We start from the raw sequence: 26319 nt of genomic DNA on the forward strand, positions 1-26319 counted from the left end.
TCCCGTGTCCAGCCGATGCCCTGCTTCTCATAATTTTTTTCGCCGCGGCCCGGCCCTGGGCGCTCCCCGGAGTGCCCTGGACCGGAACCGCGGGCTTGTTTTATTCCCTGGACCTCAGTTGCTGCTGGTGCCGGAGCCCTGCGCCGTGGCCGTGGCCGTGGTTGCCAACTGGATGCCCTGGGCAGTGTACGTGTCCGAATCCTTCAGTGCCGTCACACGCACGCTGGCTCCGGTGGCCACGTTGGACAGACTGAGCGTGCTGCCGGTGGACCCGCCGCGCTGCCGCACCCCCTGTGACACCTGCACGTCGGAAGCGACAGCGTAGGTCCGGGAAAAGCCGTCGTCGCTCTTGACGGTCAGGGAAGTGGCCGAAACCTCCGTCACGGTGCCCGTCTGGCCTGCCATGGTCACATAGCTGGAACCCTGGAGGACCACGTATTCGGAGTGGACGGCGGCATTCAGGCCGGCCGATCCCATGCCCAGGCCGCCAGGGCCGCCATCCATTCCCATGCCGCTGCCGTCCGTGCGGCTTTGGCCGCCCGGGCCTGCCATGCCGCTTTGCCCGCCCGGACCGAATTGTCCCGCCGCACCTGTGCCCTGGCCATTGTTCCCAGAAGCAGTTGCGGTCCCGTTACCGGCGGCGTAGGCGCCGGCACCTGCCGCCGCGGCCACAACCACCGCAACACCGCCCACCAGCAAGCCCTTCTTTGCGGTCCAGTTCCCCTTCCCGGGGCGGGAGGAAACGTTGGGTGCGTACTGCTGGGGTGCGCCCCAGCCCGTGCCGGCATCAGGCACCTGGCCGGGTGCCGCCGTCGTACCCCACCCTGCGGAACGCGGACCCGGAACGGCCGTGCCCCAGCCCTGTGCGGGTTGCCCCTGCCGGGATTGGCCCTGGTCGCCGCCAGCCTGGACGTCCGGGGCTTTCCGTGGGGGCGTCGCGCCACCGGGGGCGGCGCCGTCCGCCGCTCCTTCCCAGACCGGCGCCGGCTGGCCCTGCTGTCCCCAGCCTTCCGCTGCGGGGCGCGGCTGCCCGTTCTGGCCTGATGCCCCGGGGACGGCGCGGTTGTCTTGCTGATCCATGGCTTTCTCCAAGAAGTTGTAACTGTTGGTGGTGCTGTTGTCCCAACAGGCTCTGCCGCTTTGCTGTGCTGGGGCTGTGCGGCAGGCCACGCCATCCTGTGACTGTCAGGAGACTCGCTTGCAAGGGAGCACTTGCCGCAGCCGCAGGTGGCTAGGCTGGAGCTCACAGCTGGAACACAGCAACGGCAAAGCATCGGCAAACCGACAGATCGGAGAGTTGTCCCATGGCATCCCCGCACCCCATGACCAACAACCTCCCCCAGCTCACCCACCCGGACGGTTCCCCGATCCGTGCCCTGGTGGTGGACGACGAGCCCAGCCTTTCGGAACTTATGAGCATGGGCCTGCGCATGGCCGGCTGGTCCGTGGCCGTGGCCGGGGATGGGCCCACCGCCGTCAAGCTTGCCAAGGACTTCCATCCGGACGTCCTGGTGCTGGATGTCATGCTGCCGGGGTTCGACGGCGTGGAGCTGCTGGGCAGGATCCGCGCCTTCGCGCCGGAGGTGCCTGCGCTCTTCCTGACGGCGAAGGACGACGTCCAGGACCGCATCGTGGGACTGGCAGCGGGCGGGGATGACTATGTCACCAAGCCCTTCAGCATGGAGGAAGTCCTGCTGCGCCTGCACCGCCTTGTCCAGCGTTCCGGGGTGGCCGCCATGGACACCGCCGAGCTGGTGGTGGGCGACCTGGTCCTGAACGTGGACACCAGGGAAGTCACCCGTGCCGGGGAGGACATCCAGCTCACAGCCACACAATTCGAGCTCCTCCGCTACCTGATGGAAAACCCCAAGCGAGTGGTCAGCAAGGCCCAGATCCTGGACCACGTGTGGGACTACGATTTCGGCGGCCAGGCGAACATCGTGGAACTGTACATCTCCTACCTGCGCAAGAAGATCGAAGCCAACCATCTGCCGATGATCCATACCGTGCGCGGAGCGGGTTACGTTATCAAGCCCGCAGACTAGCCAGGGAACCGCATGTCGTCGCTTTCCGGTGTCCCCCGGCCCACGGGCCGCTCCTGGTTCAACCCTTCCACCTGGCACCTCCGCACCCGCCTCATCCTGCTGTCCATGGCGCTCCTGGTCGCCATCTCGGGCGCGATCGGGGTGGTCAGCTACGCCTCCATGGATGTGGTCCTTTCCAACCAGCTGGATGCGCAGCTGGCGCTGGCCTCCCGCGGCCGCCCGCCGGAAGGCAACCCGTCCGGCCGGCCCGACCCCCTGGATGCGCGCGGGCAAAGCGTGGGAACGCTCAATGCCAGGGTGGTGGGCGGACAAGTCAGCCGGGAAGCCGGCTTCCTGTCCTCTGATGCCACCCGCACGGCACTGACCTCCCGGGACGTTGCCACCCTGCAGGCGCTCCCCCACAATGGCGTGCCGGTGGACCGCCAGTTGTCCAACGGCGACTACCGGCTGATGGCAACTGAGAGCCCGTACGGTGACGTGGTGATCACTGGCCTGCCGCTGGCAACGAAACAAAGCACAGAGGCCTCACTGGTGCTGACCATGGTGCTGGTATCCCTGGGCGGCCTTGTCCTTATCGGGCTGGCCGGCACTGCATTGATCCGCCGGACCATGCGGCCGCTGGAACAGCTGTCCGACGTCGCCACCAAGGTGTCCAAACTGCCACTGGACGCCGGGGAGGTGGCGCTCGCTGTGCGTGTCCCGCCGGCCGCAGCGCACCCCACCACCGAGGTGGGCAGCGTGGGCCACGCCCTGAACCTGATGCTGGACAACGTCTCCAACGCACTGGAAGCCCGGCAGCGCAGCGAGATGAAGGTGCGCCAGTTCGTTGCCGACGCCTCCCACGAACTTCGAACACCGCTGACCGCCATCCGCGGGTACACCGAGCTGATGCGGATGACCGAACACCTCACCGAGGACGGGCAAAAGTCGCTGGGCCGCGTCCAGAGCCAGTCCGAACGGATGACCGCGCTGGTGGAGGACCTGTTGCTGCTGGCCAGGCTGGACGAAGGCAAGGCAACCGAAACCACTGATGTTGACCTAACCCAGCTGGTGGTCGAAACCGTCAGCGACGAAAAGGTCATGGCCCCGGACCACACCTGGCAGTTGCAGCTGCCTGACGAACCCGTCACGGTCCGCGGGGACACCACCCAGCTCCACCAGGTGCTGGCCAACCTGCTCTCCAACGCCCGGAAGCACACCCCACCCGGAACCACCGTGACCACTGGCGTTATGCGCTCCGCCGACGGGAGCGTGGTGGTTACGGTCACCGACGACGGCCCCGGCATCCCTGCCGAATTCCAGGGCAGCATCTTCTCGCGCTTCACCCGGGCCGACGCCGCCCGCTCCGGCTCGGAGGGCTCGTCAGGCCTGGGCCTTTCCATCGTCGAATCCATCGTCGCCGCCCATAGCGGCACCGTGGAACTGGTCTCCCGGCCTGGCAGGACCGAGTTCGCCGTCCGGCTTCCCGGGGCCGCCCCTGCCAGGTCCTGACACACGGCAACCCGGGCAGCACCATTTACACAGGCACGTCACAGGTTGTGCCTAAAGCCCACAAATTTGTCAGCGCCACTCTTGATTCATGACGCTCACCGACTCCACCTCAGGAACCCTGCCGGACGCCGCGGTGGCGCCGCTGGGCCTTCCTTCACCCGGACTTCCTGCGCCGGGCCTTCCTTCGCGGGGACGTGCCGTGCGGCGCGCCCCCGTGGACACCCGGACCACCGTGCCCGTCCTCGATGTCACCATCCCCGTTTTCAACGAGGAACGCGACCTTGAGGAATGCCTCCGAAGGCTCCACGGACACCTGCAAGACACCTTTCCGCACAGCTTCCGGATCACCGTGGCGGACAACGCCAGCACGGACGGGACGTTGAAGATTGCCGAACGGCTGGCCCGGGAGTTCCCCGAGCTCGTGGTGGTCCACCTTGATGAGAAGGGCCGCGGGAACGCCCTGCGCAAAGTGTGGCTGGCCTCCCCGTCGCCGGTCCTGGCCTACATGGACGTGGACCTGTCCACCGACCTCGCAGCCCTGCCCCCGCTGCTGGCGCCCCTGATTTCCGGGCACTCGGACCTGGCCATCGGCACCCGGCTCACCCGCAACTCCCGCGTCGTCCGCGGGCCCAGGCGGGAGTTCATCTCGCGCAGCTACAACCTGATGCTCCACTCCTTCATGGGTGCCCGGTTCAGCGACGCGCAGTGCGGCTTCAAAGCCATCCGCGCCGATGTCGCCCAGCGGCTCCTTCCCTACACCGTGGACAACTCCTGGTTCTTTGACACCGAACTCCTGGTCCTCGCCGAACGCTGCGGACTTCGCGTCCATGAAGTTCCCGTGGACTGGATCGACGATCCCGACTCCAGCGTGGACGTGGTCCGCACTGCGCTGGCAGATGTCCGCGGAATGGCCCGCCTCACACGCGACCTGGTCTACGGCCGGATCCCGGTTCCGGAACTGCGCGCAGCCCTGGCACGGGGTCCGCTTCCGGCGTCATCCCGGGCGGACGAACAGACCCGCGGCAGCAGCCTGTTCGGCCAGCTGGTCCGGTTCGCCGCCATCGGCGCCGCCTCAACCCTGGCCTACCTGCTGATCTTCCTGTTCTGCCGGGGCTTCATGGATCCGCAGCTGGCCAACTTCCTGGCGCTGCTGATCACGGCCGTGGCCAACACAGGCGCCAACAGGCGGTTCACGTTCGGCATCCAGGGCGGAAACCCGGCCCGGCACCATTTCGAAGGGCTGATCGTGTTCGGCATCGGCCTGCTGCTCACCTCCGGAGCACTCGCCCTGGTCCACCGAACGACGACGCCTGACCGGTGGGCGGAAGTCCTCACCGTCGTGGCGGCCAACCTTGCAGCCACGGCAGTGCGGTTCCTGCTGTTCCGGCTGTGGGTCTTCCGGGCAGCAAACACCACCACTTCCACAGGCGCCACCACTTCCACAGAAACGGCAGCATCATGACCTCCACCCTCTCACCGGCAGGTGCCGGCTCCACCGCCGGCCCGCAGCCCTCACAAACGGGCCATGCTGCGTCCTCCGGGGGGACAGCCAAGCGGGCGCTCCGCTGGACCCGCTACGCCTTCGGCGCCCAGCCCCGCTGGGTACGGCCTTCCGCCGCAGGGCTCCTGGTGGCCACCGCGGTCCTGTACCTGTGGAACCTGGCAGCCACCGGCAACGGCAACTCCTTCTATGCGGCAGCCATCCAGGCAGGAACCAAGGACTGGACCGCGTTCCTCTTCGGGTCGCTCGACGCCGGCAACGCCATCACCGTAGACAAGCCGCCCGCAGCGCTGTGGATCCCCGCCCTGGCAGGCCGCATCTTTGGATTCTCGCCGCTGAGCATGCTGGTGCCGGAGGCACTCATGGGTGTCGCCGCCGTCGGTTTCCTCTACCTTGCCGTCAAACGGGTCTCCGGACCCGCCGCGGGCCTCCTGGCAGGTGGCGCGCTGGCGCTGACACCCGTGGCGGCGCTCATGTTCAAGTTCAACAACCCGGACGCCATGCTCACCCTGTGCCTGGTGCTCGCCGCCTACTTCACCACCCGCACCATTGAGCGGGCGGGCTGGAAGTGGCTCGTGGCGGCCGGTGCCGTGATCGGGCTGGCGTTCCTCACCAAGATGCTGCAGGGCTTCCTGGTCGTTCCTGCGCTCGGCCTTGCCTACCTTTGGGCTGCCCCCACCTCCATCGGACGCCGGCTCGTCCACCTGCTGGGCGCATTGGGCGGGATCGTTGTTGTTGCCGGCAGCTACATCGCCCTTTTCCAGCTGACTCCGGCGTCGGCGCGACCATACATGGCCGGGTCCACCACCAACAGCTTCCTGGAACTGACCTTCGGCTACAACGGCCTGGCCCGGATCACCGGCTCGGGTGAGGGCATGCCAGGCGGCGGAGCGGGAGGCGCGGCAGGCGGACCCGGTGGCAGTCCCGGCGGCGGCAACAGTGGATTCGGCGGGGCCGCAGGGCTGCTGCGGATGTTCGGAACGAGCTTCGGCGGCGAAGTCTCATGGCTGCTGCCCGCCGCCTTGGTCCTGCTGGTGGCAGGCCTGTGGTTCACCCGGCGTGAAGTCCGCGCGTCCCCGAGCCGTGCGGCACTGATCCTGTGGGGCGGCTGGCTCCTGGTTACTGCGGGTGTCCTCAGCTTCATGAGCGGCATCGTCCACCCCTACTACTCGGTGGCACTGGCGCCGGCGATCGCAGCCCTGGTAGGCATCGGTGCAGTTGAGCTCTGGCGCGGCCGGGCGTATTGGCCTGCCCGAATTGTCCTTGCGGTGTCCGTCCTGGGCACGTCGATCTGGTCGTCCGTCCTCCTGGGCCGGGACGCATCGTGGCTCCCCTGGCTGCGCGTGGCCATCATTGTCCTCGGCATCCTTGCGGCAGCTACCATCCTGCTCCGCCTCGACGCACTGGGCGCCCCCGGACGGTTCCGGCGGGCAGGCGCGGCCGCCGTCGTCGTCGTATCCCTCCTGGCCGGAGGACTTGGCGCAGGCGCCTGGACCCTCGCCACCGCCGCAACCGCACACTCAGGCTCCATTCCGACGTCGGGGCCCGCGGGTTCGTCGGCGGGCGGCTTCGGCAACCGGGCCGCTGGCTTCCGTGGCGACCGGACTGACGGCGCAGACATCACACCGGACGCTGCCCCGGGCAGTGACGGCCTCGACCCCGCGGGTGGCGCCGGGGGCGGGCCAGGCGCCCCCGGCGGTGCGGGAGCCGGTGGTCCCGGTGAAGGAACCGCCGATGCCGCGGTGACTGCCCTGTTGAAAACCACCGGCACAAAGTGGTCGGCGATCGTCTCCGGCGCCAGCCAGGCAGCCAGCCTGGAACTCGCCACGAACACGAACGTCATTGCCCTCGGCGGCTGGAACGGCGGCGATCCCTACCCCACCCTGGCTGAATTCCAGGACATGGTGGCCAAAGGCCAGATCGGCTACTTCATTGAAGGCGGCGGCATGGGCGGCGGCGGCATGGGCGGCCGGGGCGGCAACTCCGAGGTCGCTGCCTGGGTCCAGGCCAACTTCCAGGCCCAGACCGTGGGCAACTCCACCGTGTACCAGCTCACCAAGTAGGACGCCATGGCCAGCCAACACACAATGACCGTAACTAACGAAGCCCGCACGGGAAGGAAGCCGCAGGCCCTCGAGCGGCAGCCGGGGAGCCGGGACCGGTTACCCCTTCAGCAGGACCGTGCGGCCGTCCGCCAGCGGCTGGAACTGGCAGTCGTGTTGGCTGGGACGGCCGTGCTGTACCTGTGGAACCTTGGAGCTTCCGGCTGGGCCAACGCGTTCTATTCCGCCGCGGCCCAGGCCGGATCGCAGGACTGGGCAGCATGGTTCTTCGGTTCCTCGGATGCCGCTAATGCCATCACGGTGGACAAGCCGCCGGCGTCGCTGTGGATCATGGGGCTGTCAGTCCGGACCTTCGGCCTGAGCTCATGGAGCATCCTGGTCCCCCAGGCACTCATGGGGGTTGGCTCGGCCTGGCTGGTCTACCTGTCCGTGCGGCGGGCTGCGGCGCCGGCAACGGGCGACGTCCGGCTTGCGCACCGGGCCGGGCTGCTGGCAGCTGCGGTCCTGGCCCTCACCCCGGTTGCCACGCTGATGTTCCGGTTCAACAACCCGGATGCCCTGTTGGTGCTCCTCATGACGGCAGCCGCGTATGCGGTCCTCCGCTCAGTCCAGGAGGACCGGCTTCGCTGGGTCCTCCTGGCCGGGGTATTCCTGGGTTTCGGGTTCCTGGCCAAACAGCTGCAGGTCCTGCTGGTGGCTCCCGGTTTCGCCCTGGCGTACGCGGTGGCAGCCCCGGGCGGCCTCCCGCGGCGGATGCTGCGGCTGGCAGCCGCGGCGGGAGCGATGGTGGTATCCGCTGGATGGTGGCTGCTGGCCGTGGAGCTGACGCCGGCCAGCATGCGGCCTTACATCGGCGGATCGCAGAACAATTCAATCCTGGAACTGACCCTCGGTTACAACGGCCTGGGCCGGCTGACGGGCGACGAAACGGGCAGCGTTGGCGGCGGCAACGGCTGGGGCGTTCCTGGCCTGCTACGGATGTTCAGCGACGAGTTCGGCGGACAGATCGCGTGGCTGCTGCCGACCGCGCTCATCCTTGCAGCGGGTCTGCTCTGGGTGGGGCGGCGGGCCCCGCGAACAGATGCCGTCCGGGCTTCCGTCATGGTCTGGGGCTCGTGGGTACTGGTGACAGGCCTGGTGTTCAGCTTCATGGCCGGCATCATCCATCCCTACTACGCGGTGGCGCTGGCTCCGGGAATAGCCGGACTGACGGGATTGGGCGCAGTCCTGCTGTGGCAGCATCGCCGGCAGGCCGCGGGCGCCATATTCCTGGCTTTAGCGGTGGGCGCGGCAGCCCTCATTGCCTTTTACCTGTTGGGAACCACGTCCGCCTACGGCCCGTGGCTGCGCTGGATGGTGCTTGGCGGAGGTTTGGCAGCAGCGGCGGGCATAGGGCTCAGCAAGTTCCTGCGGGTGCGTTACGTGCAGCGGACGACGGCGGTCCTCGCCATCGCTGCGTCCCTCGCCGGGCCCCTGGCCTACTCCGTTTCCACGGCCGCGGCGCCCCACAGCGGGGCGATCGTCAGTGCAGGGCCGGCCGCGGGCTTCGGTGCCGGCGGCCGCGGCCCCGGGGGCTTCAGTGCGGGCGGCCGGAACGTCTCCGGACGCGGCACGGGGCAGGGCTTCACAGGCCAGGGCTTCCAGCAGCAAGGCACCCAGCCGGCCACCCCAGGCGGATCTGGCACGACAACCCCTGGCGGAGCTGGATTTCCCGGCGGCCCCGGAGGGGGCATGGGCGGTCTCCTCGGCGCACCTACTCCAACCGCAGACGTTGTGGCCGCGCTCAAGAGCGGTGCATCGAATTACACCTGGGCAGCAGCCGTTGTGGGCTCCAACAACGCCGCTGGCTACCAGCTGGCGACTGAACTGCCGGTCATGGCGGTGGGTGGCTTCAACGGCACCGATCCCTCCCCCACGCTAGCCCAGTTCCAGGACCTCGTGACGCAGGGAAAGATCCACTACTTCATTAGCGGCGGGACGATGCGGTCCTCGTCCGGTTCGAATGCCGCTGCCCAGATCGCGCAGTGGGTTTCGGAGAACTTCACTCCGCAGAACGTCGGCGGCACTACTCTCTATGTCCTGGGTAGGTAACCACGGCTTGTGCCCCGGAAGTAACGGCTGGCCGGCCCGCTGGCAGCAAATCGACGCGCTGGAAATCGTTAGTTCCGTTACCTAAATGTGACTTCTGCTCAATCTTCCTGTACCGTCGATTGGGTGCGGCCCGCGTTCGGGCCGCATATCCCGGGATGACGCCAAGCTCTGCCGCTTCCCCGGATTCCGATTGAGCAACGGCAGAGGCGGGGGACCCACCGTCCCGGGCAATGAATGCCCTTGGGGTTAAGCCAGTACGTGATCTTTCCGTACGGCCGGATGCCCTCATCCGAACCCGACAGCTAACTCCGCAGGTGTGAGAGGCGATCAATCATGTCCAAAAACACGGCAGAACCAGGCCTGCACGCCAAACATCGGGTTAAGCAGGCAAAAAAGACTACCCTGGGCCAGCGCGCCACCGTCCTTGCAGCATCCTGCGCAGTGCTGGTTGGAGTAGGCGCGGCAGGTCAGGCGACCAGCAGCATGACTCCGGTGGCCTCCACTGGGTCAAACTCTTCCACGGCAGCGTCGGACTCCCAAATGAGCATCGAGCAGAGCGAGATCCGTTCCAACCCGGCAGCGAACTCCGCTCCCGCTGCAATCAGCGTGGCTCCGCAGGCGGCGGAACCTGCTCCCGCAGCCGCACCGGCGGCCCCAGCTGCCGAGGCACCTGCTCCTGCCCCGGCGCCCGAGCCCGCCCCGGCACCTGCTCCTGCTCCGGCAGCCGCCGTCGCGGTTAATGATCCCGCCGGCGCCCAGGCCTACGCCGCCAGCCAGCTGGCATCCTTTGGATGGAGTGCCGACCAGATGCAGTGCCTCCAGACGCTGTGGACCAAGGAATCGGACTGGACCACCACGGCCACCAACGCCAGCAGCGGGGCGTACGGCATCGTGCAGTCCCTCCCGGCCGAAAAGATGGCAACCTCCGGCCCGGACTACCTCACCAACTACCGCACCCAGATCAACTGGGGCCTGGACTACATCAAGAAGAGCTACCAGTCGCCCTGCGGCGCCCTGAACTTCCACCTGGCGCATAACTGGTACTAGGCACCGCTTGGTACTGGGCACCGCTCCCCCAGCGGCAGGGCCTCGAGGGGGGCGCCTAGAGCTGAGTCTCCCCGGCTTTTGGCGGCGGACGACGGCGCGTCCCCGGCCATCCGCCGTCGTCCGCCACGGTGAAGGGGTAAAGCAGGGGATTCCACCGCCAAACCGCGGGCCGCATCCGCATGATGCGGCCCGCGGTGCGCGTTAATCCGCAGGCTGCCCGGCGTTCCGCCACGGGATGTACTGGACAGACCATTTGTTTCCGTCCGGATCGGCGAAATACACGAAGTGGCCCCATTCCTGCGCGTCCACGTCGCTGACATCCACGCCGTTGTTTTTCAGGTAGTCGTGGGCAGCCTTGATGTCGTCGACCACCAGCTGCAGGTTGGACCCCGTGCCGGGAGGGGCGTCGGTGAGCCCCTCCCCGATGCAGATGGAACAGGCCGAACCAGGGGGCGTCAACTGCACAAAGCGGATGGTGTCCGAGGGCCGCTCGTCGTAATCGGCGTTGAAGCCAGCCTTGTTGACGTAGAAGTCCTTGGCGCGGTCAACGTCGGATACGGGGACAAAGACAAGTTCGAGTTTCCAGTCCATCCGCACAGGCTAGCGGCGGGGCACCGGTTTGAAAAAGGGTGAAAGCTACCCTGCGATGCCGTAAAGGCGGTCTCCGGCATCGCCCAGGCCGGGAACGATGTAGGACTTCTCGTTCAGCTTCTCGTCGATGGAAGCCAGGACGATGTGAACGTTGGCCCCTGACAGCTCTTCCTCGAGCCGTGCCAGGCCCTCAGGAGCGGCCAGCAGGCAGATGCACGTGACGTCGGAAGCGCCCCGCTTGAACAGGAACTTGATGGCCTCGCGCAGGGTTCCGCCGGTGGCCAGCATGGGGTCCAGGACGAAGACCTGGCGGCCGGTCAGATCCTCCGGCAGGCGCTCCGCGTAGGTGATGATGTCCAGCGTCTCCTCATCCCGGGCCATGCCCAGGAAGCCCACCTCGGCGGTGGGGACCAGCTTGGTCATCCCCTCCAGCATGCCAAGCCCAGCACGCAGGATGGGGACCACCAGCGGCGTGGGCTTGGTGAACGCGGTGCCAACCGTGGTGCTCACAGGCGTCTGGATGGTGACGGGCTCGGTGCGGACCTCCCGCGTGGCTTCGTAGGCCAGCAGGGTCACCAGCTCCTCCGTCAACTGGCGGAAGACCGGCGACGGCGTGTTTTTATCCCGCAGGACGGTGAGCTTATGGGCGACCAAGGGGTGGTCAACAACGAGAGTACGCATCCCCCAAAACTATCATCCGGCGCCCTATTTCCCAGGTCCGGAGGACCCGCCGTCGTGCACTTCCTCGGCCAGCACGTCGCGGACTATGGGACGGTCAAACGACGGCGCTGCACCGGCGTGCTCGCGCCTGCGGACCAGGTGGAACAGCCTGTGGGCCAAAATCACCACACCCACCCAGGCGAGCCCCAGCAACCACCCCGCCATGACGTCCGTCAACCAGTGGTGGCCAAGGAAGACCCGGCTCAGGCCCATGGCAACAATGAAGATTGAACCGGCTGTGATGGCCGCGACCCGGACCTGCAGGGTGTGGAATTGCAGGCAGATGAGGTACACCACCAGGCTGATCACCACCGTGGTGTTCAGGGTATGGCCACTGGGGAAGGACGGGGAGTCTTCGTAAGGGGGAACCGCGTCGGCATGGTCCGGACGGGTGCGGCCCACGAGTTTCTTGCCAAGCGTTGTGGCCAGGATGGAGACTCCCGCCGCCCCACCGATCAGGATAAGGGGACGCCAGTTCCGGCCGAGGAACATCAGCCACGCGGTGAGGATGCTGGCAAGGATGGGCATGCCAACGCCGCCGCCGATGTTGGTGAACCCGGTAACGAAAGCATCAAGTCCGGGGCTGCGCAGGCCCTCGGCTAAAGCCAGTGCCGGCTTGTCCAGATTCGCCAATCCCGCAGAATCCACCACGTTGTCGTAGACTTCGGCACCGAGCAGGGCCAACGACACGATGACCACGCCACCCACCAAGATGGTAATGACCAGCGCCGCGTACGGTTTGAACCATAAACCTAGACGGTCCCGAAGCGTGTCCATACTGCCTCCCGACATCGGTCAGTACCCTGAGTATCCCTCGAAACTATCATTGACCCATGCCGCTGCCTGAAAAGAAATACGACGCCTGGATGGGCCTTGCCCTGGCCGAGGCCCGCCGGGCACTCGCCACGGAGGACGTGCCCATCGGCGCCGTGGTGATGGGGCCCGACGGCGATGTGCTGGGTTCGGGCCGGAACCAACGGGAGGAACTGGGCGACCCCACAGCCCACGCCGAGGTGGTGGCCATCAGGGAAGCGGCCGGCCGCCTGCAGGAACGGGCACGGCTCGACGGCGGCCGGGGGGACGGCTGGCGGTTGTCCGACTGCACGCTGGTGGTCACGCTGGAACCCTGTGCCATGTGTGCCGGCGCAATTGTTTTGGCCCGGATCCCCCGGGTGGTGTTCGGAGCCTGGGATGAGAAGGCCGGCGCCGCGGGGTCGGTGTTCGACATCCTGCGCGAACGGCGGCTCAATCACTGGGTTGAGGTGTATCCCGGGGTCCGAGAGGAAGAGTGTGCGTTGTTGCTGCGCGAGTTTTTCGCGGCGCACCGGACCGGGTTCTAGCTTTGCCGTCCGTCCCGCCCGGACAACAGGGCCAGCATCTTTTGTGCCGTGGTGTCCCAGCCTGGAAGCCTCGTCCGCGCGTCCAAAGCTGCGGCTCGCCAGCTTTCCCGGACGTCCGTGCCCTCAAGCCACCCTCGCAGGACCCCGGCCAGCCGTCCAGGACTCTCCTGCGTTCCCGTGGGAAGTGGCACCGCCGCCCCCGGAAGGCGTGGGCCGCCGTCGGCTGTTGCCAGTCCTGCCATGCCGAGCGCCTCCACCGCCCCTGTACCGTCGCGGACCAGGACGGGAATGCCGTGGGCCAGGGACTCGCTGACCGCCATCCCAAAGGCCTCGATCTGTGACACCAGCAAGCTCAGGTCTGTCCGCGCCCATTCAGCTTCCAGCGCTTCACCGGTCAGCTCGCCGCTAAGCCGCACCCGTTCCTGAAGCCCGTTCGCACTAATGGCCGCACGGACCTCCTGTGCGTAGTCCGGATCCACCTGGTCCGACCCCACCAACGACGCAGTCCATTCAAGATCCGGAATAAGGGCCAGGGCTTCCACGGTCAGCAACTGGTCCTTATTGGGCAGCAGTGCGGCGACGACAGCGAAGTGCGGCGGCGTGGAACCGGCGGCCTGGGGAGCGGGATCGACTCCGGGAAGAATGACCTCTACCCGGGGAAGCCCTCGTTCCATGACTGCGGACGCTGCCGACGTGCTGGTGCAGACCACGCCCGTTGCCGCCCGGAGAGCCCTGGCCTCTTTTGCCAGGGCCGCCGTCCCGGAACGTTCCGGCACGGGCATATGCACCAGGACCCATGTTTGCCGTCCGGCCTTGGCCGCGGATTCCAGTTCATCCGGCACACCCACGGCGACGAGTCCATCCACGACGACCACTTCCCGCCCTGGTCCGGCATCCTGGTCCCATGCTCCCAGGAGGGTGCCCAGCCGGCGTCGTTCCCTGGCGCCGGCATCCGGCCAGTTCCCCTGGACTGCGATAACGTCCACCTCGGCACCGAGTGCCTCCAGGCCGGCAACCAGGCGCGCGTTGTAGACGTTGCCGCCCGAGCTGTGGCGGATGTTGCCGGGAACCAGCAGCCGTATAGGGCGCACGGTCAAGCGGTGAGGTCCAGTGAATAGGTGGCCCACGCGTCGGGATTCTCGCGCAGGGTGACATCGATGCCCGCCAGTTCGCGGCCGTCGTCGCTGTCCTTGATCTGGGCGGCGACTTTCTGGGCAATGTACTCGGCGAGGGCCTCCGTGGTGGTTAACTTGCCGTCGAAGTCCGGGTGGTCGTCCAGGTTGCTGTAGTTCAGGCCGGCGAGCACGTCCTCGATGATGGTCCCGGCGGCACCGATGTCCAGGACGATCGCGTCGGCATTCAGGGCGTGGCGGCGGAAGGTCACTTCGGCGACGAAGGTTGCCCCGTGCAGGCCCTGGGCGGGCCCGAAGGCCTCACGGGGAAGGCTGTGGGCGATCATGAAGTGGCGGCGGACGGTCAGGCTGAACATGGGTTACCTCGAGTTTTCCGGGTTGTCGGTGGCTGGGCTGGATGCGGTAGCGCTGGCGGGGTATTCGACGACGTGGCACAGGGCTTCCAGGGAGCCGTCTGACAGGCGCTGGACAACGCCCGGCAGGTCCTCGAACCGGGATGAGCCGGTCAGGAAGGCATCGAAGACGGGGTCCTTGAGCAGCGATACGGCGAGGTCCAGGCGGTCTGCATTGGTGCGGCGGTGGCGCCGGGCACGTGCCACCATGCCTACCTGGCTCGCCCTGATGGACAGCCGCCTCGCGTGGAAGTCCTCCCCCAGCGGCACCGTCACTTCGCGGTTGGCGTACCAGGACATCTCGATGACGTCGCCTTCATCGCCCACGAGCTGCAGGCTGCGCTCCAGGCCTTCCTGCGACGCCGAGCAGTGGAACACGATGTCGCAGTCGGCCAGGGCGTCATCCGGGTGCGCGAAATCCACGCCCAGGGTGTCCGCGAGCTTCTTCCTGCCGGGGTCAAGGTCCACCAGCTGCAGGCGCTGCAACGGGAAGGTGCGCAGCAGCGTCGCCACCATGCCGCCCACCAGGCCGGCGCCGATGACGGCTACCCGGTCCCCGAGTCGCGGCCCGGCTTCCCACAGGGCATTGACCGCCGTTTCGACCGTGCCGGTGAGGACCGCGCGCCGGGATGGGACGTCGTCCGGGATCCGGGTCAAGGAGGCCACCGGAACCACGTAGAGGTCCTGGTGCGGGTTCAGGCAAAAGACGCGCTGGCCTTTCCACCCCTCGGGCCCTTCCTCAACCACTCCCACGGAGAGGTAGCCGAATTTCACGGGTCCGGGGAACTGCCCTTCCTGGTGCGGGGCGCGCATTGCTTCTGCGACGCGCGGGGGTACAGCCCCTGTATGGACCACCATTTCGGTGCCCTTGCTGATACCGGAATAGAGCGCACGGACCAGCGCTTCATCTGGCCCCGGGGCAGGCACATCTTCAGCCCTGAGCTCGCCGTGCTCCTTGGCAGTGGTCCAGTATGCGGTTGCGTGGATCGGTGTCTCTGAATTTGTCATCTTGCTGATGAATCTAACCGGACGCGCATGGGCGGGGAAAGTCCGACGGCGGGTGGCGGGGTTTCGTGGCGGTCTGCTGGCATGCTTGCGCGCGCAGCCAGGGACGGAAGATACAGCAACAGGACGGACGCGACCGGGTCCGCACCGCCCGGCGGCCGGTGATGCCCTTGCTGTGCCACGGCGCGCCCAGTCATGAGGCGAGGTGGTCAAGGAGTGCCTCCTCGAGGAGGCTTCGTTCGCCGGGCATGAACCCGGGCGGCCATTTGGTTGGTTCCCAGTCCTGGTGTTCGCTTGGGTAATGCCGGCCGGTGGGTGAAATCCAGCCGGGCGGCTCGTTTTTGGTGGCCGGGGTGGGTTTCCATCCTGTGCTGTGCCGGAGTTTATGGTGCTTCGGGCAGGGCTGTCCCAAGTTGCTGATCCCGGTGGTGCCGCCCTTGGCCCAGGCCAGGATATGGTCGGCGTCGTTGTCCAACGAATTGTTGCTGCACCCCGGGAACGGGCATTTTCCGTCCCGCATCCGCAACCAGGCCCGCATCGCACCAGTCACCCGATAACTCGTCCGGCCGATCTCCAGCGGCGCGCCGTCCCGCGGATCCACCAACACCCGGTAAAACGACCCCGCACCCTCCGCCACGAGATCCCGGGCCATTGAGGGTGGAATGGGACCGTACCCGTCCAGCATCACCGGTTCATCCGTCAAACCCATCAGGGAGTGCACCGGGACCGTGACCAGCACCTTCGCCCGGATCGGCGAAGGCAAGTCTCCCTGCCCCGCACCGCTGGCGCGGCCGGAGGCAGTGCTGCTGGAGGCGGTGCTGCTGCCAAGAACCGCGTCGGCGAAGTTGTCGGCCCGCAGCTGCGGCATGCTGCGGAACTCGTCGGCTCCCTGCATACCGCGGGAGATCGCGGTGAGCCGGTTCCACCCCGCCAGCGCCTGGCCAGCCGGCAGGCACGCGGACAGCCACGCCATCCCGTCCTGGTCCGGCCGGAACTCCACCCGCCGATCCAACACCCCCCGAACGTGCCGGGTTTCGATGCTCTCGGCATGGTGGCGTTCCCGCCAGGTCCTGGCTTTGGCCCTGAACCGGTGCGCCGGCATCTCCCCCACCGGACACCCTAGCGCCGGGTTCACAACGTCCGGGTCAAGGAAATGCCCCTCCAACGCCGCAGCACCCGCAGCATCCAGGCAAGCAGCCTCATCGGCCATGACGGTGGCGTGCTGCCACGACAACACCCCCGCCAACAGCCCAGCCAGGGTCCGCGGCAACGAGCCTGCCAAAGCATAAGAGGTGGCAAGGAACGAGCCCGCCGCCCGCGGCCCCAACGCCAGCACACACCCGATCTCCGCCGCGACCGCCATCTCCTGCGCCTGCACCGGCGCATCCGGCCCAGCAACAGCACCGGCGGTGTCCGCGTACCTCACCGCGGCCCTGGCCTTCAACGCAGCAATCCCGGCCTCCGCCTCCCGCGCCCCCGCCAGAATGTCCAGGCACCCATCCGCCAAACCAGCCAACGGATCACCCACCGAAAACCGCACCGAACCCGCCCCGTCCACCTCCGCAATAAGCACAGCGACAGCGGCCCTGATCTCCTCAAACGCCTTAGCCACCGCCGCTTTCCCCATAACCCCATCATGGCAAGGGAGTACGACATTCACGCGAGATGGCATTTCACGGCAATCCCACACGCCGGGACTGCCGCCAAGTGCCACCTCGCGGAGACCGTGGGCCACCGAGGCGACCCCCGCAAACGGCGCCGGCGTGCCCACGTTTTGGGGATGCAAGCCTTGCTCCGGTACCCTATTGAGGTTGGTGACGTGTCCGAGCGGCCGAAGGTGCAACACTCGAAATGTTGTTTGGTGTAAAAGCCAACGTGGGTTCAAATCCCACCGTCACCGCCAATGAGAAAGGCCCTGCTTCCCCGTAAACAAGGAAAGCAGGGCCTTTTGCTTTGTCTGGAATCCTTTCCCAGCGTCGACGACGCGCGCGTCGGGCAGCAATTGCTGCACGGGCGCGGCCACTGTCGTCTTTCCCGCTCCGGGGGGCCGTTGAGCCAGCTGCTCAGGATGCAACATCGCCGCGCTTGGCAGTGTCTGAGCCGGCTGCCTTCCTGACTTCCATTTGGTAGAAGGCGTACGGGATGGCGAGGAGTATGACTGCGATAGTCGCCGAGGTCGCGACCAGTTCCGTGGGTGAGAACGGGTCACGACCCTGAAGCAGGTTGAATACCGCAGCGGCGATGAAGCCAAGTACGGCTGCACCGGCCACCGCGAGCCACACCAGCGGTTGCCGTAATCGCGGGCCTGCCCATCGGAAGAAGCTTCGTGGTGCAGGACTCGCGCTGTTATTCCTGATCATGCCGTCAAGCTAAGGGACGAATGGTGCCCCTGGGAAGGGTGATACGCCTGACTCATCTGGCAACAGGCATTTGCACGGCAGGACAGAGTCAACCATGCGAGTTCATCACCCCTGGCGTTCCTTGACGATCCGGATGGCGGCAGCGTGCGGTATGGCCGGCGGTTAAAGAATCCGCTGGTACATGCGGTGGTCCTGCCACCGGCCAGCTATCTGTAGATACGCACGGGCCGTGCCGTAGGCCTCGAAACCGTTCTTTTCCAGCACTCTTTGGGATGCGACATTGTGGACCAGGTTGCGGCTTCGAGGCGGTGGAGGCCGAGCTGGTCTCTCGCGATGTCCACGGCCGCAGCCACCGCCACCGTCATCACCCCTGTTCCCTGGACCTCATGGGAAATCCAGTAGCCGAGGTGGGCGTTCTGGAATGCGCCGCGAACTATTGGGCTGATGGTCAACACGCCCAGGATAGCCCCATCCCGTGCCAGCACCAGTGGAAGTGCCGCGCCTGATGCAAGCTCAGCCCGTCGCCCTTTGATCACTTCTGATTGGCCCTCGACGGTGTAAAACCTTTCAGTCCTAACGGGCTCCCATGGGGCAAGATGCTCGCGGTTCGCCTGAAACACCGCGGCCAGGGCCCTGGCATCCGATTCCTGGACGGGACGGAGCCCGAGGCCATCAGCAAATTCACACAAGAAGTCCACTTGACCAGAGTAGGCGGAAATGGGGCGACGGCCGCTTGACCAGCCAAAACACCCTTCCCAACCCTCTGGACTTTTTGTCGTACTGTTCGGGCAGAATGGGGTTTCGACCATCTGGGGGAAATTAGGAATGAACGAATTCTTCACCGCGTCTTGTGAAAAAGGCGTGCTGCGGTTGCAGTGGGTGCCGGAAGTCCACATAACGTACGAGATTGCCGTAGGCGCTGCCCGCGTTCTGGAGGGTCTCAGTGGCGGCCGCGCCCTACCTCTTCTCGTAGATCTCGCCGGAGTTGCCGGGTTGACCCCTGAAGCCAGGGCCGGCATGAACGTTTACCGCGGGTTCTCCGCCGTTGCCCTGGTTGGGGATGGACCAACGGGCAAAGTCGTGGCGGCGTTCTCCCGGCGGTCCCTGACGCCCACGGGCTATTTCACCAATGAATCCGAAGCCCTTCGCTGGTTGTCGGAGCAGGGCAACCGGGCCAGCGCGCCAGGCAAGGCACAACACAGGGAGCATTGAGGGCCGGCCCCGCTGCGCTCATTCAGGTCCGCGCTGCAGCCCCCGCGGCCTGCTTCATCCGATGAGTTGTGGTTCGCGCTGGGCTCCTGGCCAGATGCGGTGGGAGCTGGGCAGGAGAGCGGGATTGTTGGTCGCCGCGATGACAATGCCGGGATAACCGGTGAGGATGTCCCGGAGCGCGTCCACACCCTGGGCATCCAGGTCGGCGTCGATGTGGTTGAGCAGCAGCAGGGGCGGGTCGCCGAAGGTGGCACGTGCCAGGTGGACCTTGGCCCGTTCCGGTGTGCTGAGCGGTTCACCGCCGCGCCGGAGAACCGTCAGGTCCCCCTTGGGCAGCCGGGCTATCGTGTCGCCGAGCCCGGTGCCCTGGATGGCCCTGGCGAGCTGGGCATCACTGGCTTTCGGGCTGCGGTACCGGATGGCGCGGCCGATCTGCCCTCTTTCCAGGGCCAGGCCGCGGGCCGCGTACCCAACGCAGCGCCGGCGCTCGGATGGACTCATCGCGGGCAGGCTCTTGCCGTTGAGGACCACGCTTGCAGTGGAGTCGGGGCCTGCGGTGTTGAGTCCCAGGAGAGCTTCGAACAGCTCCTCCACGTCAGCATGGCTGGCCGAGGCCAAGAGGATGGTTTCTCCCGGGGCGGCCGCCAACTCGGGCATCAGGTTTCCGTTGACCTCCAGGCCGGTCACCACCAAGCCGGTGCAGTCGGCTTGGGCCGCATCGTCGTAGGTAATGCCAGCCAAAGGACGATGCAGCGCTGGAGCGATGCTCTGGCGTGCGGCCCGGTAGCTTTGCCGGTATTCGACAATGCGTCCGAGGTCGTGGACGGGGCCGCTGATCATACTGACCACGGTCAGTGCCCCGGCGACGAGCCCCCGGTCCAGTCCCATGAAAGCGCCGGTGGCAGCGACGGCGACAGCTGTGGCCGAGGCTGTGCCGATCGCGGTGGCGCGCAGGGATCCGGCGAGGGTTGCGCGTTCGACCGCTGTGGCTGCGACCTCCCGGCCGTGCCTGTCGACCCGGCCGAGCTCACGCTCCTCGCCGCCAGCGGCCCGGACAGCCATGGCGGCGTTGACTGTGTCCGTGATCTGCCCTGCCAGGCGCCCGCGGGCCTTCCTGAGTGCCCGCGCCTTTTCGTACGTGGGCCGCGAAAGGAGCGCCAGGAGTGCCACCGCAACAAGCAGCGGCCCCATTACAGCCAGAGCTAGGAAAGGGGCCATGAACCACAGGGCCGCGGTGAGGGCGAGGATCAGTGGGATCCCGGACACTGCCCCGGCGATGCCGTGGGTGACCCAGTTCCGGACGCTGTTGAGATCGTTGGTCGTCCTTGCGACAGTGATCCCGAGGGAAGGGTTGCGGCCAGGGGCGAGGGCCCCCCGAATGAGTTCCTTGCGGATCTGGTGCACATAGTCCTGCCCCAGCCTCTCGGCGACGCGCCGTTCCAGCACCCGCAACCCGGAAGCAGCGCCAACCAGAAGTAACAACCCACCCACTAACAGGATTCCCCCGCCAGGATCATGCTCGTGCGAGAGTATCGACACCAAACGTGCGGTCCCGGCCGACAGGAGCGCCACCGTCACAGCGATGCCCACCAGGGCCCCCAGGAGGGCGCGGCGCCCGCCAACAGCGAACCGTGGGAGTATCTGTTCGCCGGTTGCCTCTTGCCGGTCGCTCACTGGGGTGCGGGGGCCAGGAACCGCATCGCGGTCTCGGCCTGCGCGAGCTCGTAGGTGCCCAGAACGGGGACATCCAGCTCGGCCTCGGCCTCCGCGGCGGCCAGCGGAGAGACGGTAAGCAGCCCGGTCACTGCCGCTGGATCATGGCCGGCGGCGCGCAGCAGACCCACCCCGGCGGACGCTCCGAGTGCGTCGGCGGCGGCGAACAGGACGCTGTCCACCAGCGGGTGTAGGAACTTTGCGTTCAGCAGCTGCCGGGTCTCGCCCTGGTAGACGCCATCGGCGATCTCGACGACAATCGCCTCGGGGTCCGAACCGGCCAGCTCGTTCACCATGGACATGGCGAGCCCGCGGAGCTCGGCCTCCTCAAGCCGGAAGGTGGTCGGGTAGCCATAGTCGGTAAAGTCCAGGACAGTCACCGCTCCTGCGTCGTGGAACAGGCGAGGGTCTCCCCCGGCCCCTGTGCCCGTGATCTTTCCGGCAGAGACACGCAGCCCGGCGTTGGTCAGGCCCTTGATGAGGCACGCTGCTGCGGTGGTCTTGCCCGAGTTCATGGAAGTGCCGAGAACGGCGACGACGTGGGGCCGGACGCGGGGCTGCGCATCTTGATCGAGCGAGTAGGGAGCGAAGCGCTTGAGGTTTAGTCGTCCGTGGCCGTCGGCGAGGAGTCCAATCGGCAACAGCTGCGTCGGCTTCCCTATGGACCCGTGGCTTACGGTGACTTTTCCTGCCAGGCCGCCGGCGGCTACCAGATGGCACGGCTCGAGGTCGCCAGGGACCTCGGCCAGGACCTGGTCCGGGGCGTAACGGTTAGCATAGGCCACCAGGACCTCGTCCCCGACGAAAAGCGTCTGCCGGCGCGAGACCGGGCTTTCCAGCCGCGGCAGCTGGCCGATGCGCTCCACGCGTGCCAGGACGATGTCACCGGGAGCAGGGTTCACATCGGGGCCAGTGAGCAGCCGGTAGCCGGACGGGTCAGCCTGCAGCGAGTCGGCCAGGAAGCGGGTGGTGTATGCCTTTTTGGCGGCCGTCAGCCGCTGCTCGAGGCTCTTCTGTCCGGCCCGTTCAAGCGGCGCCGCGGCAGGGTGGAGTGTGGGGGTACTCATCGAGGGTGCCTTTCCAGGTCATCGTAAATTAGATGCGCACCGCGGGGACGGAAACGCGGGGACAGCTCGCCCAGCTACCGGGTTCGGAAGAAACGTATTGCACCCAGCATCGGGAGACCCTGAATCCCTGTGAATCCTGTGCAACTACTTGCCTAAAACTAGGTTTCAGTGTCGCCCGGGGTGAAACAGCAGTCGCTGGTGTGCTGACGGCGGGTTTTCGTTGTTCCTTCCCGGACTCCAGCCCGGTCGAGCCAAAAGGAACCCCGCCCAGACGGACTGGACGGGGTCTCCCTGGTGAGTGTTTGCCTAGGCACCGACGACGGCGGTTTCCGTACGTGCCTCGCTGTCGGCGCGCTTCTTGATGCCCAGCAGCATGGCACGCTCCATGACGAGATAACCGGGGCGAAGGAGGAAATCCGTGACGCGAAGGCCGACGGGGCGTCCCGGGCCGGACCGCGACCTCAGCAGCAGCCTGGTACCGGCAGCTCCGTCGTCGTGCAGGACGAACTGCCAAGTCCCGGTCACTCTCCCGGGCGCCGCGCCAGGGCTTGAGTCCAGAACCAGGTGCCGGCCGCTCTCCAATGCCACCACCCGCGGTCCCATCCGTCCTCCCGGATACCGCTCGGGCATGAATGCAATGATGTCTCCAACCTGCAGGTCCTGCCATTCCGGGTGGATGCGGTCAGCGTTGGTGACCCCCAAATGGAGCAGCCCGTTCTCCACCCACGTATAGGAATACAGGCCGGCCCGGTCCACGCCCATTTGTACGAGCCAGGGCCAGATCTGTTCAGGACGGGCAGAGATGGCTACCGCCATTGTCTGGACTTCGTCGGGGTCGGGAATCAGGTCGTCGCCCGGAAGTGGCATCGATCCTTCGGACTGCGTCGCTCCCCACGTCCGCAAGGCGCGTGGCAGGACAGCGTGCGTGAAGAACGCAGCCGCTGCGGCTGCGCCGAGAAACCCCGGAAAGCGGCGGGGCATACCAACGGACGCGGCCGCGGACCGCTGTAACGGCGCGACGAGAGCCAATAGACCCAGTGCCATTCTGCTCATGGTCCACCTTCGGGGATTCGGAATGAATCGAGCCTAGGGATGGTGCTCCCGTACCCCCAGAGTCCGAAGGCCCCTGCCCACTACCCACCGTGGCCGGACCGCGAGCCGGGGACCGCCGCTTGACGCCACATCCGGCACCGGATAGAAAGTAAGCAACCTTAGTATTCGTCGGTTCGACAAAACAGTTCCGCAAATGAGTTCCGCAAAAGGAGGACATGCCATGAGTGACAAGCCGGGTAACCAGACTCCCAACACCCAAGACGTCAGTGAAACCGAACTGCGCAAAATGAAGGTGGACGAACTCCGCAAGGAGGCCAAGGAAGAACACATCGCCGGCGCCTCCGGCATGCGCAAGGAAGAGCTGGTGAAAGAGGTGGCCGGAGCCCGGCAGGAAGGCGCGAACCGCGGCCGGAACGCAGACACCGGCGAAGAAGATGCGAAGGACCTGGGCGCGGGCCCGGACGGCGGCAAGATCCGCTACGGCGACGAATCGTCCAAGTCATTGAAGTATTCGCAGGAAATCACCTCCACCGAAGAGGAACCCGAACGCGAAGGCCGCAGCCTGGCCACCACCCACCACGAGGTCATCAGGCAGTGGGCCGAGGAACGCGACGGCGTCCCGGCGACGGTCGACGGCACCGAACATGGGGACCACCTGGGCGTCCTGCGCATCGATTTCCGGGACAAGGACGCCAATCTTCGCGAAGTCAACTGGAGGGAATGGTTCAAGACGTTTGACCAGCGGCGCCTCAATTTCATCTACCAGGAACAGCGGTCCGATGGAACCCAGTCCAACTTCTTCCGGCTGGAGAACCCGGAACGCGAAGACGCCTAAAACGGCGCGTGAATAAGACGCCTGGAGCCATTCGGGTAAAGGCGTTACTGGCCGGGCGAAGCAGGAATTTCCTGCTTCGCCCGGCCAGCGCGCGCTCAACGAAACGGCTACAGCCGCGTATCGAATGACCCGCAGAATACGTTCTCGTTGAACGTCCCCTGGAACTCCGACTTGCCTTGGATCTTTTCCACCGCGGCACGGATGGCTTCCCGCGTTCCTGCATGGGCATGAATGGCGGTCCTCACCATGGGCACGTCGATCAGGTGGTTCGGCTGGTTGAGGGACACGAACACGGTCGGCACCTCGGTGACGTACCACGGAATCTCCGCGGCCATCGGCGAAGACCACTTGATCCTGATGGCCGCCTCCTGCGCGAAGCCCTTCACGTTGGCAAAGACAAATGCGGCGTCGTACTTTTCCGCGTAGTCTCCTGTGGCCTCTTCCGAGATGATGGACATGAAATTCACCCCGGCCTCCCCCGCAGCCTCGCGCTGCTCAGCGGTTCGGAACAGATGTACCTCGAAGCCGGCGGCCTCCAGTTCCTCCTTCACCACATCCAGGTAGGCCAGCGGGTCAGCCCGCGTGAAGTCGGCACCGCCGGAGATCCCGTACAAACGGATCCGGGGATGTGTAACAGGCGTGATGGGCAGGTTTCCGGCCGTGTCCTTGACCAGCGTCACCGTCTTGTCCGCGATTTCCGCGGCAATGGCCCGGTGCCGGGCGGATCCAATGACGGCAAGGGCATCTGCGGCCGGCACCAACTGGTCGGCAGCCTTCAGGTGGAGCCCCAGGGACGCCTTCAGCCCAAGGATCCGCCGCAGCGCATCATGAAGCCGCTGCTCGGTGATGATCCCGGACTTGTACCCGTCCAGCATGTACTGGAAGTCCTCGGCGGGGTTCCGGAAGAACAGGAACATGTCGCAGCCGGCAGCGATGGTGGCCGGCACCAGGTCCTTCCGCTTCTTCGCCTGCGTCAGGCCCACCATCTGGGAGGCATCCGTGAGGACCAGGCCGTTGAAGCCAAGCTCGCCGCGCAGCAGGTCCTGCAGCAGCTCCGGGGACAACGTCGCCGGCAGGATCTCCGCGTCAGCCAAGCCAGGCCGGAAATGCCGGGAGACTTCCGGCGCCCCAATGTGGCCCACCATGATGGACTGCACGCCGTGCGCAATCATCTCCCGGTACACGTGCCCGTACGTCCGGTCCCATTCCTCATAGCCAAGGGTGTTGTAGGACGTGACCACGTGCTGGTCCCGCTCATCGATACCGTCACCCGGGAAGTGCTTCATGGCGCAGGCCGTGGGCGATTCACTGATGCCGTCGAAGTATTCCTTGGCGCGTTCCACCACAATTTCCGGCGTGTTGCCAAAGGAGCGCGTAGAAATGACCGTGTTCCGCCAGTTGTAGTGGATGTCCACGATCGGCGCGAACGCCCAGTTGCATCCCAGGGCCGCCGTCTCCACGCCGGCCACCTGTCCCATCTGCCGGGCAATGGCCTTGTCCGGGTGCGAGCCTGCCTGCAGGTGGGTGGACACGAACGTGCCGTCGTCGCAGCTGCCTGCGCCGCCCATCTCAGGGTTGGACGCAATCAGCAACGGAATCCGGGTCTTGGACTGTGCGTAACGGATATGCTCCTGCACCGCAGCGGACGGACCCGGGCGGTATCGCATGCCGCCCACGTGGTAGTTCTCCAGCACACCATCGAGGTACCCGGGCGAGTAGTCGTTGTTGTGGTTGATGAACAGCTGGCCGATTTTTTCCTCCAGCGTCATGGCATCAAGGGTGCCCTCCACCCAGGCGATGGCATCGCCGTCGAGGTTGAACGGCGCAGCTGCCAGGTCGACGTCGAACTGGCGCGGCGGGGTGCCCTGGGCCACTTTGGCGGGACGTACGACGGCGGCAAGCCCCTTGAGTGCCTGTGCCACCACGTCGGTGACGGGCGCGGCGATGTCCACCACCACGCCGGCTTCGTCCTCCTGCAGCGGTTCCAGGGTGGCGAGCTGCGAGTCAAGCAGAGTGGTGGGCATGAAGTGCCCGGACCTGCCCTCAAGGCGCCGGGCCAGGACCTCTTTGCTGCCGTCCAGGTGCAGGAAGACGGTGTCCGGAGCCTGTTCCCGGATGGCGTCGCGGTAGCTACGGCGCAGCGCGGAACAAGCCAGGACCAGTCCGCCGTCGCCCGCCGCTGCCAACTTGCTGCCCACCGTGGCCAGCCATGGCCAGCGGTCCTCGTCCGTCAGCGGCGTGCCCGCGGCCATCTTTGCCACGTTCTCCACCGGGTGGAGGGAATCGCCGTCGAGGAACGGGACGCCCAGTTCGCGGGCCACGAGATCGCCGATGGTGGTCTTGCCGCAGCCGGAGACCCCCATCACGATGATGTGGTGCTTGGTCATTGCCTGCTCCCTGCCGGTCATCGTGTGTTCCTTACCAGTCATGGACGGTGCCGTCGACCAGGCGGTTGTAGGGCAGGTAGGCCTGCTGGTACGGGAACGCCGCGGCGGCTTCTTCGTTGAATTCGACGCCGATGCCCGGCTTGTCGCCCGGGTGCAGGTACCCGTCCACAAAGGTCATGGACTGCTCGAAGACCTCGTTGGTCTTGTCCGAGTGCTGCATGTATTCCTGGATCCCGTAGTTATGGATCGCCAAACCCACATGCAGCTGCGCGG

The 26319-nt window shown here is 66.4% G+C and carries 24 protein-coding genes, 1 tRNA gene and 1 riboswitch; of the genes, 10 read left to right on the forward strand and 15 right to left on the reverse strand.

Annotated elements, in window-relative coordinates; all coding sequences use genetic code 11:
• Nucleotides 1-114: 114 nt before the first annotated feature.
• The gene (locus IEW19_RS13410; RefSeq protein ID WP_229748473.1) at nucleotides 115-1080 is read right to left on the reverse strand and encodes a hypothetical protein; all 966 of its coding nucleotides are present in this window, start codon (nucleotides 1078-1080) and stop codon (nucleotides 115-117) included.
• A 224-nt stretch (nucleotides 1081-1304) separates the two neighbouring features.
• Between IEW19_RS13410 and IEW19_RS13415 the strand changes: the two genes are divergently transcribed.
• The 6 genes from IEW19_RS13415 (at nucleotide 1305) to IEW19_RS13440 (ending at nucleotide 10238) form a co-directional block, all read left to right on the forward strand.
• On the forward strand, nucleotides 1305-2045 hold the full coding sequence (locus IEW19_RS13415; RefSeq protein ID WP_188572119.1) for a response regulator transcription factor: 741 nt from the start codon (nucleotides 1305-1307) through the stop codon (nucleotides 2043-2045).
• Nucleotides 2046-2057: 12 nt separating this feature from the next.
• Complete coding sequence (locus tag IEW19_RS13420; protein ID WP_188572120.1) at nucleotides 2058-3536, forward strand: sensor histidine kinase; 1479 nt, start codon at nucleotides 2058-2060, stop codon at nucleotides 3534-3536.
• Between the two features lie 88 nt (nucleotides 3537-3624).
• Complete coding sequence (locus tag IEW19_RS13425; RefSeq protein WP_188572121.1) at nucleotides 3625-4998, forward strand: bifunctional glycosyltransferase family 2/GtrA family protein; 1374 nt, start codon at nucleotides 3625-3627, stop codon at nucleotides 4996-4998.
• Nucleotides 4995-7100, forward strand: coding sequence for an ArnT family glycosyltransferase (locus IEW19_RS13430; protein ID WP_188572122.1), 2106 nt, complete (start codon nucleotides 4995-4997; stop codon nucleotides 7098-7100). Before IEW19_RS13425 ends, IEW19_RS13430 begins: the two co-directional genes overlap by 4 nt.
• A gap of 24 nt (nucleotides 7101-7124) precedes the next feature.
• Nucleotides 7125-9191, forward strand: a complete 2067-nt coding sequence (locus IEW19_RS13435) for an ArnT family glycosyltransferase (RefSeq protein ID WP_188572123.1) — start codon at nucleotides 7125-7127, stop codon at nucleotides 9189-9191.
• Between the two features lie 167 nt (nucleotides 9192-9358).
• A riboswitch (cyclic di-AMP (ydaO/yuaA leader) is annotated at nucleotides 9359-9519 on the forward strand.
• Between the two features lie 5 nt (nucleotides 9520-9524).
• Nucleotides 9525-10238, forward strand: coding sequence for an aggregation-promoting factor C-terminal-like domain-containing protein (locus IEW19_RS13440; protein ID WP_188572124.1), 714 nt, complete (start codon nucleotides 9525-9527; stop codon nucleotides 10236-10238).
• A 201-nt stretch (nucleotides 10239-10439) separates the two neighbouring features.
• Here the strand turns inward: IEW19_RS13440 and IEW19_RS13445 are convergent, their stop codons facing one another.
• From IEW19_RS13445 to IEW19_RS13455, 3 genes are read right to left on the reverse strand one after another with little or no spacing between them, the layout of a single operon-like run.
• Nucleotides 10440-10829: a VOC family protein gene (locus IEW19_RS13445; RefSeq protein WP_188572125.1), complete on the reverse strand. Its 390-nt coding sequence runs from the start codon at nucleotides 10827-10829 to the stop codon at nucleotides 10440-10442.
• A gap of 45 nt (nucleotides 10830-10874) precedes the next feature.
• On the reverse strand, nucleotides 10875-11510 hold the full coding sequence (gene upp / locus IEW19_RS13450) for a uracil phosphoribosyltransferase (protein ID WP_056330138.1): 636 nt from the start codon (nucleotides 11508-11510) through the stop codon (nucleotides 10875-10877).
• 24 nt (nucleotides 11511-11534) lie between these two features.
• Nucleotides 11535-12326 carry a phosphatase PAP2 family protein gene (locus IEW19_RS13455; RefSeq protein WP_229748474.1) on the reverse strand — a complete coding sequence of 264 codons (792 nt, stop codon included), beginning with the start codon at nucleotides 12324-12326 and terminating at the stop codon, nucleotides 11535-11537.
• Between the two features lie 56 nt (nucleotides 12327-12382).
• Here IEW19_RS13455 and IEW19_RS13460 point away from each other — a divergent pair, with 56 nt between their 5' ends.
• Entirely contained in the window at nucleotides 12383-12889 is a 507-nt protein-coding gene (locus tag IEW19_RS13460; RefSeq protein ID WP_188572127.1) for a nucleoside deaminase, read from the forward strand.
• Here the strand turns inward: IEW19_RS13460 and IEW19_RS13465 are convergent.
• The 4 genes from IEW19_RS13465 to IEW19_RS13480 form a co-directional block, all read right to left on the reverse strand.
• A complete protein-coding gene (locus IEW19_RS13465; protein ID WP_188572147.1) occupies nucleotides 12886-13980 on the reverse strand; it encodes a glycosyltransferase family 4 protein in 1095 nt (364 codons plus the stop codon). The two genes, IEW19_RS13460 and IEW19_RS13465, sit on opposite strands and share 4 nt — an antisense overlap.
• Before the next feature lie 2 nt (nucleotides 13981-13982).
• The gene (locus IEW19_RS13470) at nucleotides 13983-14378 is read right to left on the reverse strand and encodes a 6-pyruvoyl trahydropterin synthase family protein (RefSeq protein ID WP_188572128.1); all 396 of its coding nucleotides are present in this window, start codon (nucleotides 14376-14378) and stop codon (nucleotides 13983-13985) included.
• Nucleotides 14379-14381: 3 nt separating this feature from the next.
• Nucleotides 14382-15422: a zinc-dependent alcohol dehydrogenase gene (locus IEW19_RS13475; RefSeq protein WP_188572129.1), complete on the reverse strand. Its 1041-nt coding sequence runs from the start codon at nucleotides 15420-15422 to the stop codon at nucleotides 14382-14384.
• A 190-nt stretch (nucleotides 15423-15612) separates the two neighbouring features.
• The gene (locus tag IEW19_RS13480) at nucleotides 15613-17046 is read right to left on the reverse strand and encodes an HNH endonuclease signature motif containing protein (protein WP_188572130.1); all 1434 of its coding nucleotides are present in this window, start codon (nucleotides 17044-17046) and stop codon (nucleotides 15613-15615) included.
• A gap of 186 nt (nucleotides 17047-17232) precedes the next feature.
• Here IEW19_RS13480 and IEW19_RS13485 point away from each other — a divergent pair.
• Nucleotides 17233-17322: transfer RNA gene (locus IEW19_RS13485), tRNA-Ser, on the forward strand.
• Between the two features lie 160 nt (nucleotides 17323-17482).
• Here IEW19_RS13485 and IEW19_RS13490 read toward each other — a convergent pair.
• Nucleotides 17483-17779, reverse strand: a complete 297-nt coding sequence (locus tag IEW19_RS13490; protein ID WP_188572131.1) for a hypothetical protein — start codon at nucleotides 17777-17779, stop codon at nucleotides 17483-17485.
• Between the two features lie 206 nt (nucleotides 17780-17985).
• A complete protein-coding gene (locus IEW19_RS13495; protein WP_308419995.1) occupies nucleotides 17986-18675 on the reverse strand; it encodes a GNAT family N-acetyltransferase in 690 nt (229 codons plus the stop codon).
• On the opposite strand from IEW19_RS13495, the gene IEW19_RS13500 reads away from it, so the two are divergent.
• Nucleotides 18605-18991 (forward strand): DUF7793 family protein, encoded by a 387-nt coding sequence (locus tag IEW19_RS13500; protein ID WP_188572132.1) that lies wholly within the window; start codon nucleotides 18605-18607, stop codon nucleotides 18989-18991. The genes IEW19_RS13495 and IEW19_RS13500 overlap by 71 nt on opposite strands.
• 54 nt (nucleotides 18992-19045) lie before the next feature.
• Here IEW19_RS13500 and IEW19_RS13505 read toward each other — a convergent pair whose 3' ends face one another.
• The 3 genes from IEW19_RS13505 to IEW19_RS13515 form a co-directional block, all read right to left on the reverse strand.
• Nucleotides 19046-20665, reverse strand: coding sequence for an ABC transporter transmembrane domain-containing protein (locus IEW19_RS13505; protein ID WP_188572133.1), 1620 nt, complete (start codon nucleotides 20663-20665; stop codon nucleotides 19046-19048).
• Nucleotides 20662-21771 carry a P-loop NTPase family protein gene (locus IEW19_RS13510; RefSeq protein ID WP_188572134.1) on the reverse strand — a complete coding sequence of 370 codons (1110 nt, stop codon included), beginning with the start codon at nucleotides 21769-21771 and terminating at the stop codon, nucleotides 20662-20664. The genes IEW19_RS13505 and IEW19_RS13510 overlap by 4 nt, the downstream gene beginning before the upstream one ends.
• A gap of 306 nt (nucleotides 21772-22077) precedes the next feature.
• Entirely contained in the window at nucleotides 22078-22638 is a 561-nt protein-coding gene (locus tag IEW19_RS13515; protein ID WP_188572135.1) for an SRPBCC family protein, read from the reverse strand.
• A gap of 406 nt (nucleotides 22639-23044) precedes the next feature.
• Here IEW19_RS13515 and IEW19_RS13520 point away from each other — a divergent pair, with 406 nt between their 5' ends.
• A complete protein-coding gene (locus IEW19_RS13520; RefSeq protein WP_188572136.1) occupies nucleotides 23045-23659 on the forward strand; it encodes a Rho termination factor N-terminal domain-containing protein in 615 nt (204 codons plus the stop codon).
• Between the two features lie 107 nt (nucleotides 23660-23766).
• Here IEW19_RS13520 and IEW19_RS13525 read toward each other — a convergent pair whose 3' ends face one another.
• A complete protein-coding gene (locus IEW19_RS13525) occupies nucleotides 23767-26046 on the reverse strand; it encodes a gluconokinase, GntK/IdnK-type (RefSeq protein WP_188572148.1) in 2280 nt (759 codons plus the stop codon).
• 31 nt (nucleotides 26047-26077) lie between these two features.
• The coding region (locus IEW19_RS13530; RefSeq protein ID WP_308419996.1) for an enolase C-terminal domain-like protein at nucleotides 26078-26319 on the reverse strand (242 nt) is incomplete at its 5' end.

Source organism: Arthrobacter liuii (genome assembly GCF_014639275.1).
GTDB classification, from domain to species: domain Bacteria; phylum Actinomycetota; class Actinomycetes; order Actinomycetales; family Micrococcaceae; genus Arthrobacter; species Arthrobacter liuii.

Excerpts from the sequence above, each read along its gene's own strand:
- IEW19_RS13480 (WP_188572130.1), bottom strand. The coding sequence starts at position 17,046 with ATGGGGAAAGCGGCGGTGGCTAAGGCGTTTGAGGAGATCAGGGCCGCT.
- IEW19_RS13420 (WP_188572120.1), top strand. The coding sequence starts at position 2,058 with ATGTCGTCGCTTTCCGGTGTCCCCCGGCCCACGGGCCGCTCCTGGTTC.
- IEW19_RS13495 (WP_308419995.1), bottom strand. The coding sequence starts at position 18,675 with ATGTGGACTTCCGGCACCCACTGCAACCGCAGCACGCCTTTTTCACAA.
- upp (WP_056330138.1), bottom strand. The coding sequence starts at position 11,510 with ATGCGTACTCTCGTTGTTGACCACCCCTTGGTCGCCCATAAGCTCACC.
- IEW19_RS13425 (WP_188572121.1), top strand. The coding sequence starts at position 3,625 with ATGACGCTCACCGACTCCACCTCAGGAACCCTGCCGGACGCCGCGGTG.
- IEW19_RS13430 (WP_188572122.1), top strand. The coding sequence starts at position 4,995 with ATGACCTCCACCCTCTCACCGGCAGGTGCCGGCTCCACCGCCGGCCCG.
- IEW19_RS13520 (WP_188572136.1), top strand. The coding sequence starts at position 23,045 with ATGAGTGACAAGCCGGGTAACCAGACTCCCAACACCCAAGACGTCAGT.
- IEW19_RS13410 (WP_229748473.1), bottom strand. The coding sequence starts at position 1,080 with ATGGATCAGCAAGACAACCGCGCCGTCCCCGGGGCATCAGGCCAGAAC.
- IEW19_RS13515 (WP_188572135.1), bottom strand. The coding sequence starts at position 22,638 with ATGCCACTTCCGGGCGACGACCTGATTCCCGACCCCGACGAAGTCCAG.
- IEW19_RS13435 (WP_188572123.1), top strand. The coding sequence starts at position 7,125 with ATGACCGTAACTAACGAAGCCCGCACGGGAAGGAAGCCGCAGGCCCTC.
- IEW19_RS13415 (WP_188572119.1), top strand. The coding sequence starts at position 1,305 with ATGGCATCCCCGCACCCCATGACCAACAACCTCCCCCAGCTCACCCAC.
- IEW19_RS13445 (WP_188572125.1), bottom strand. The coding sequence starts at position 10,829 with ATGGACTGGAAACTCGAACTTGTCTTTGTCCCCGTATCCGACGTTGAC.
- IEW19_RS13440 (WP_188572124.1), top strand. The coding sequence starts at position 9,525 with ATGTCCAAAAACACGGCAGAACCAGGCCTGCACGCCAAACATCGGGTT.
- IEW19_RS13525 (WP_188572148.1), bottom strand. The coding sequence starts at position 26,046 with ATGACCAAGCACCACATCATCGTGATGGGGGTCTCCGGCTGCGGCAAG.
- IEW19_RS13490 (WP_188572131.1), bottom strand. The coding sequence starts at position 17,779 with ATGATCAGGAATAACAGCGCGAGTCCTGCACCACGAAGCTTCTTCCGA.
- IEW19_RS13500 (WP_188572132.1), top strand. The coding sequence starts at position 18,605 with ATGAACGAATTCTTCACCGCGTCTTGTGAAAAAGGCGTGCTGCGGTTG.
- IEW19_RS13460 (WP_188572127.1), top strand. The coding sequence starts at position 12,383 with ATGCCGCTGCCTGAAAAGAAATACGACGCCTGGATGGGCCTTGCCCTG.
- IEW19_RS13470 (WP_188572128.1), bottom strand. The coding sequence starts at position 14,378 with ATGTTCAGCCTGACCGTCCGCCGCCACTTCATGATCGCCCACAGCCTT.
- IEW19_RS13455 (WP_229748474.1), bottom strand. The coding sequence starts at position 12,326 with ATGGACACGCTTCGGGACCGTCTAGGTTTATGGTTCAAACCGTACGCG.
- IEW19_RS13510 (WP_188572134.1), bottom strand. The coding sequence starts at position 21,771 with ATGAGTACCCCCACACTCCACCCTGCCGCGGCGCCGCTTGAACGGGCC.
- IEW19_RS13475 (WP_188572129.1), bottom strand. The coding sequence starts at position 15,422 with ATGACAAATTCAGAGACACCGATCCACGCAACCGCATACTGGACCACT.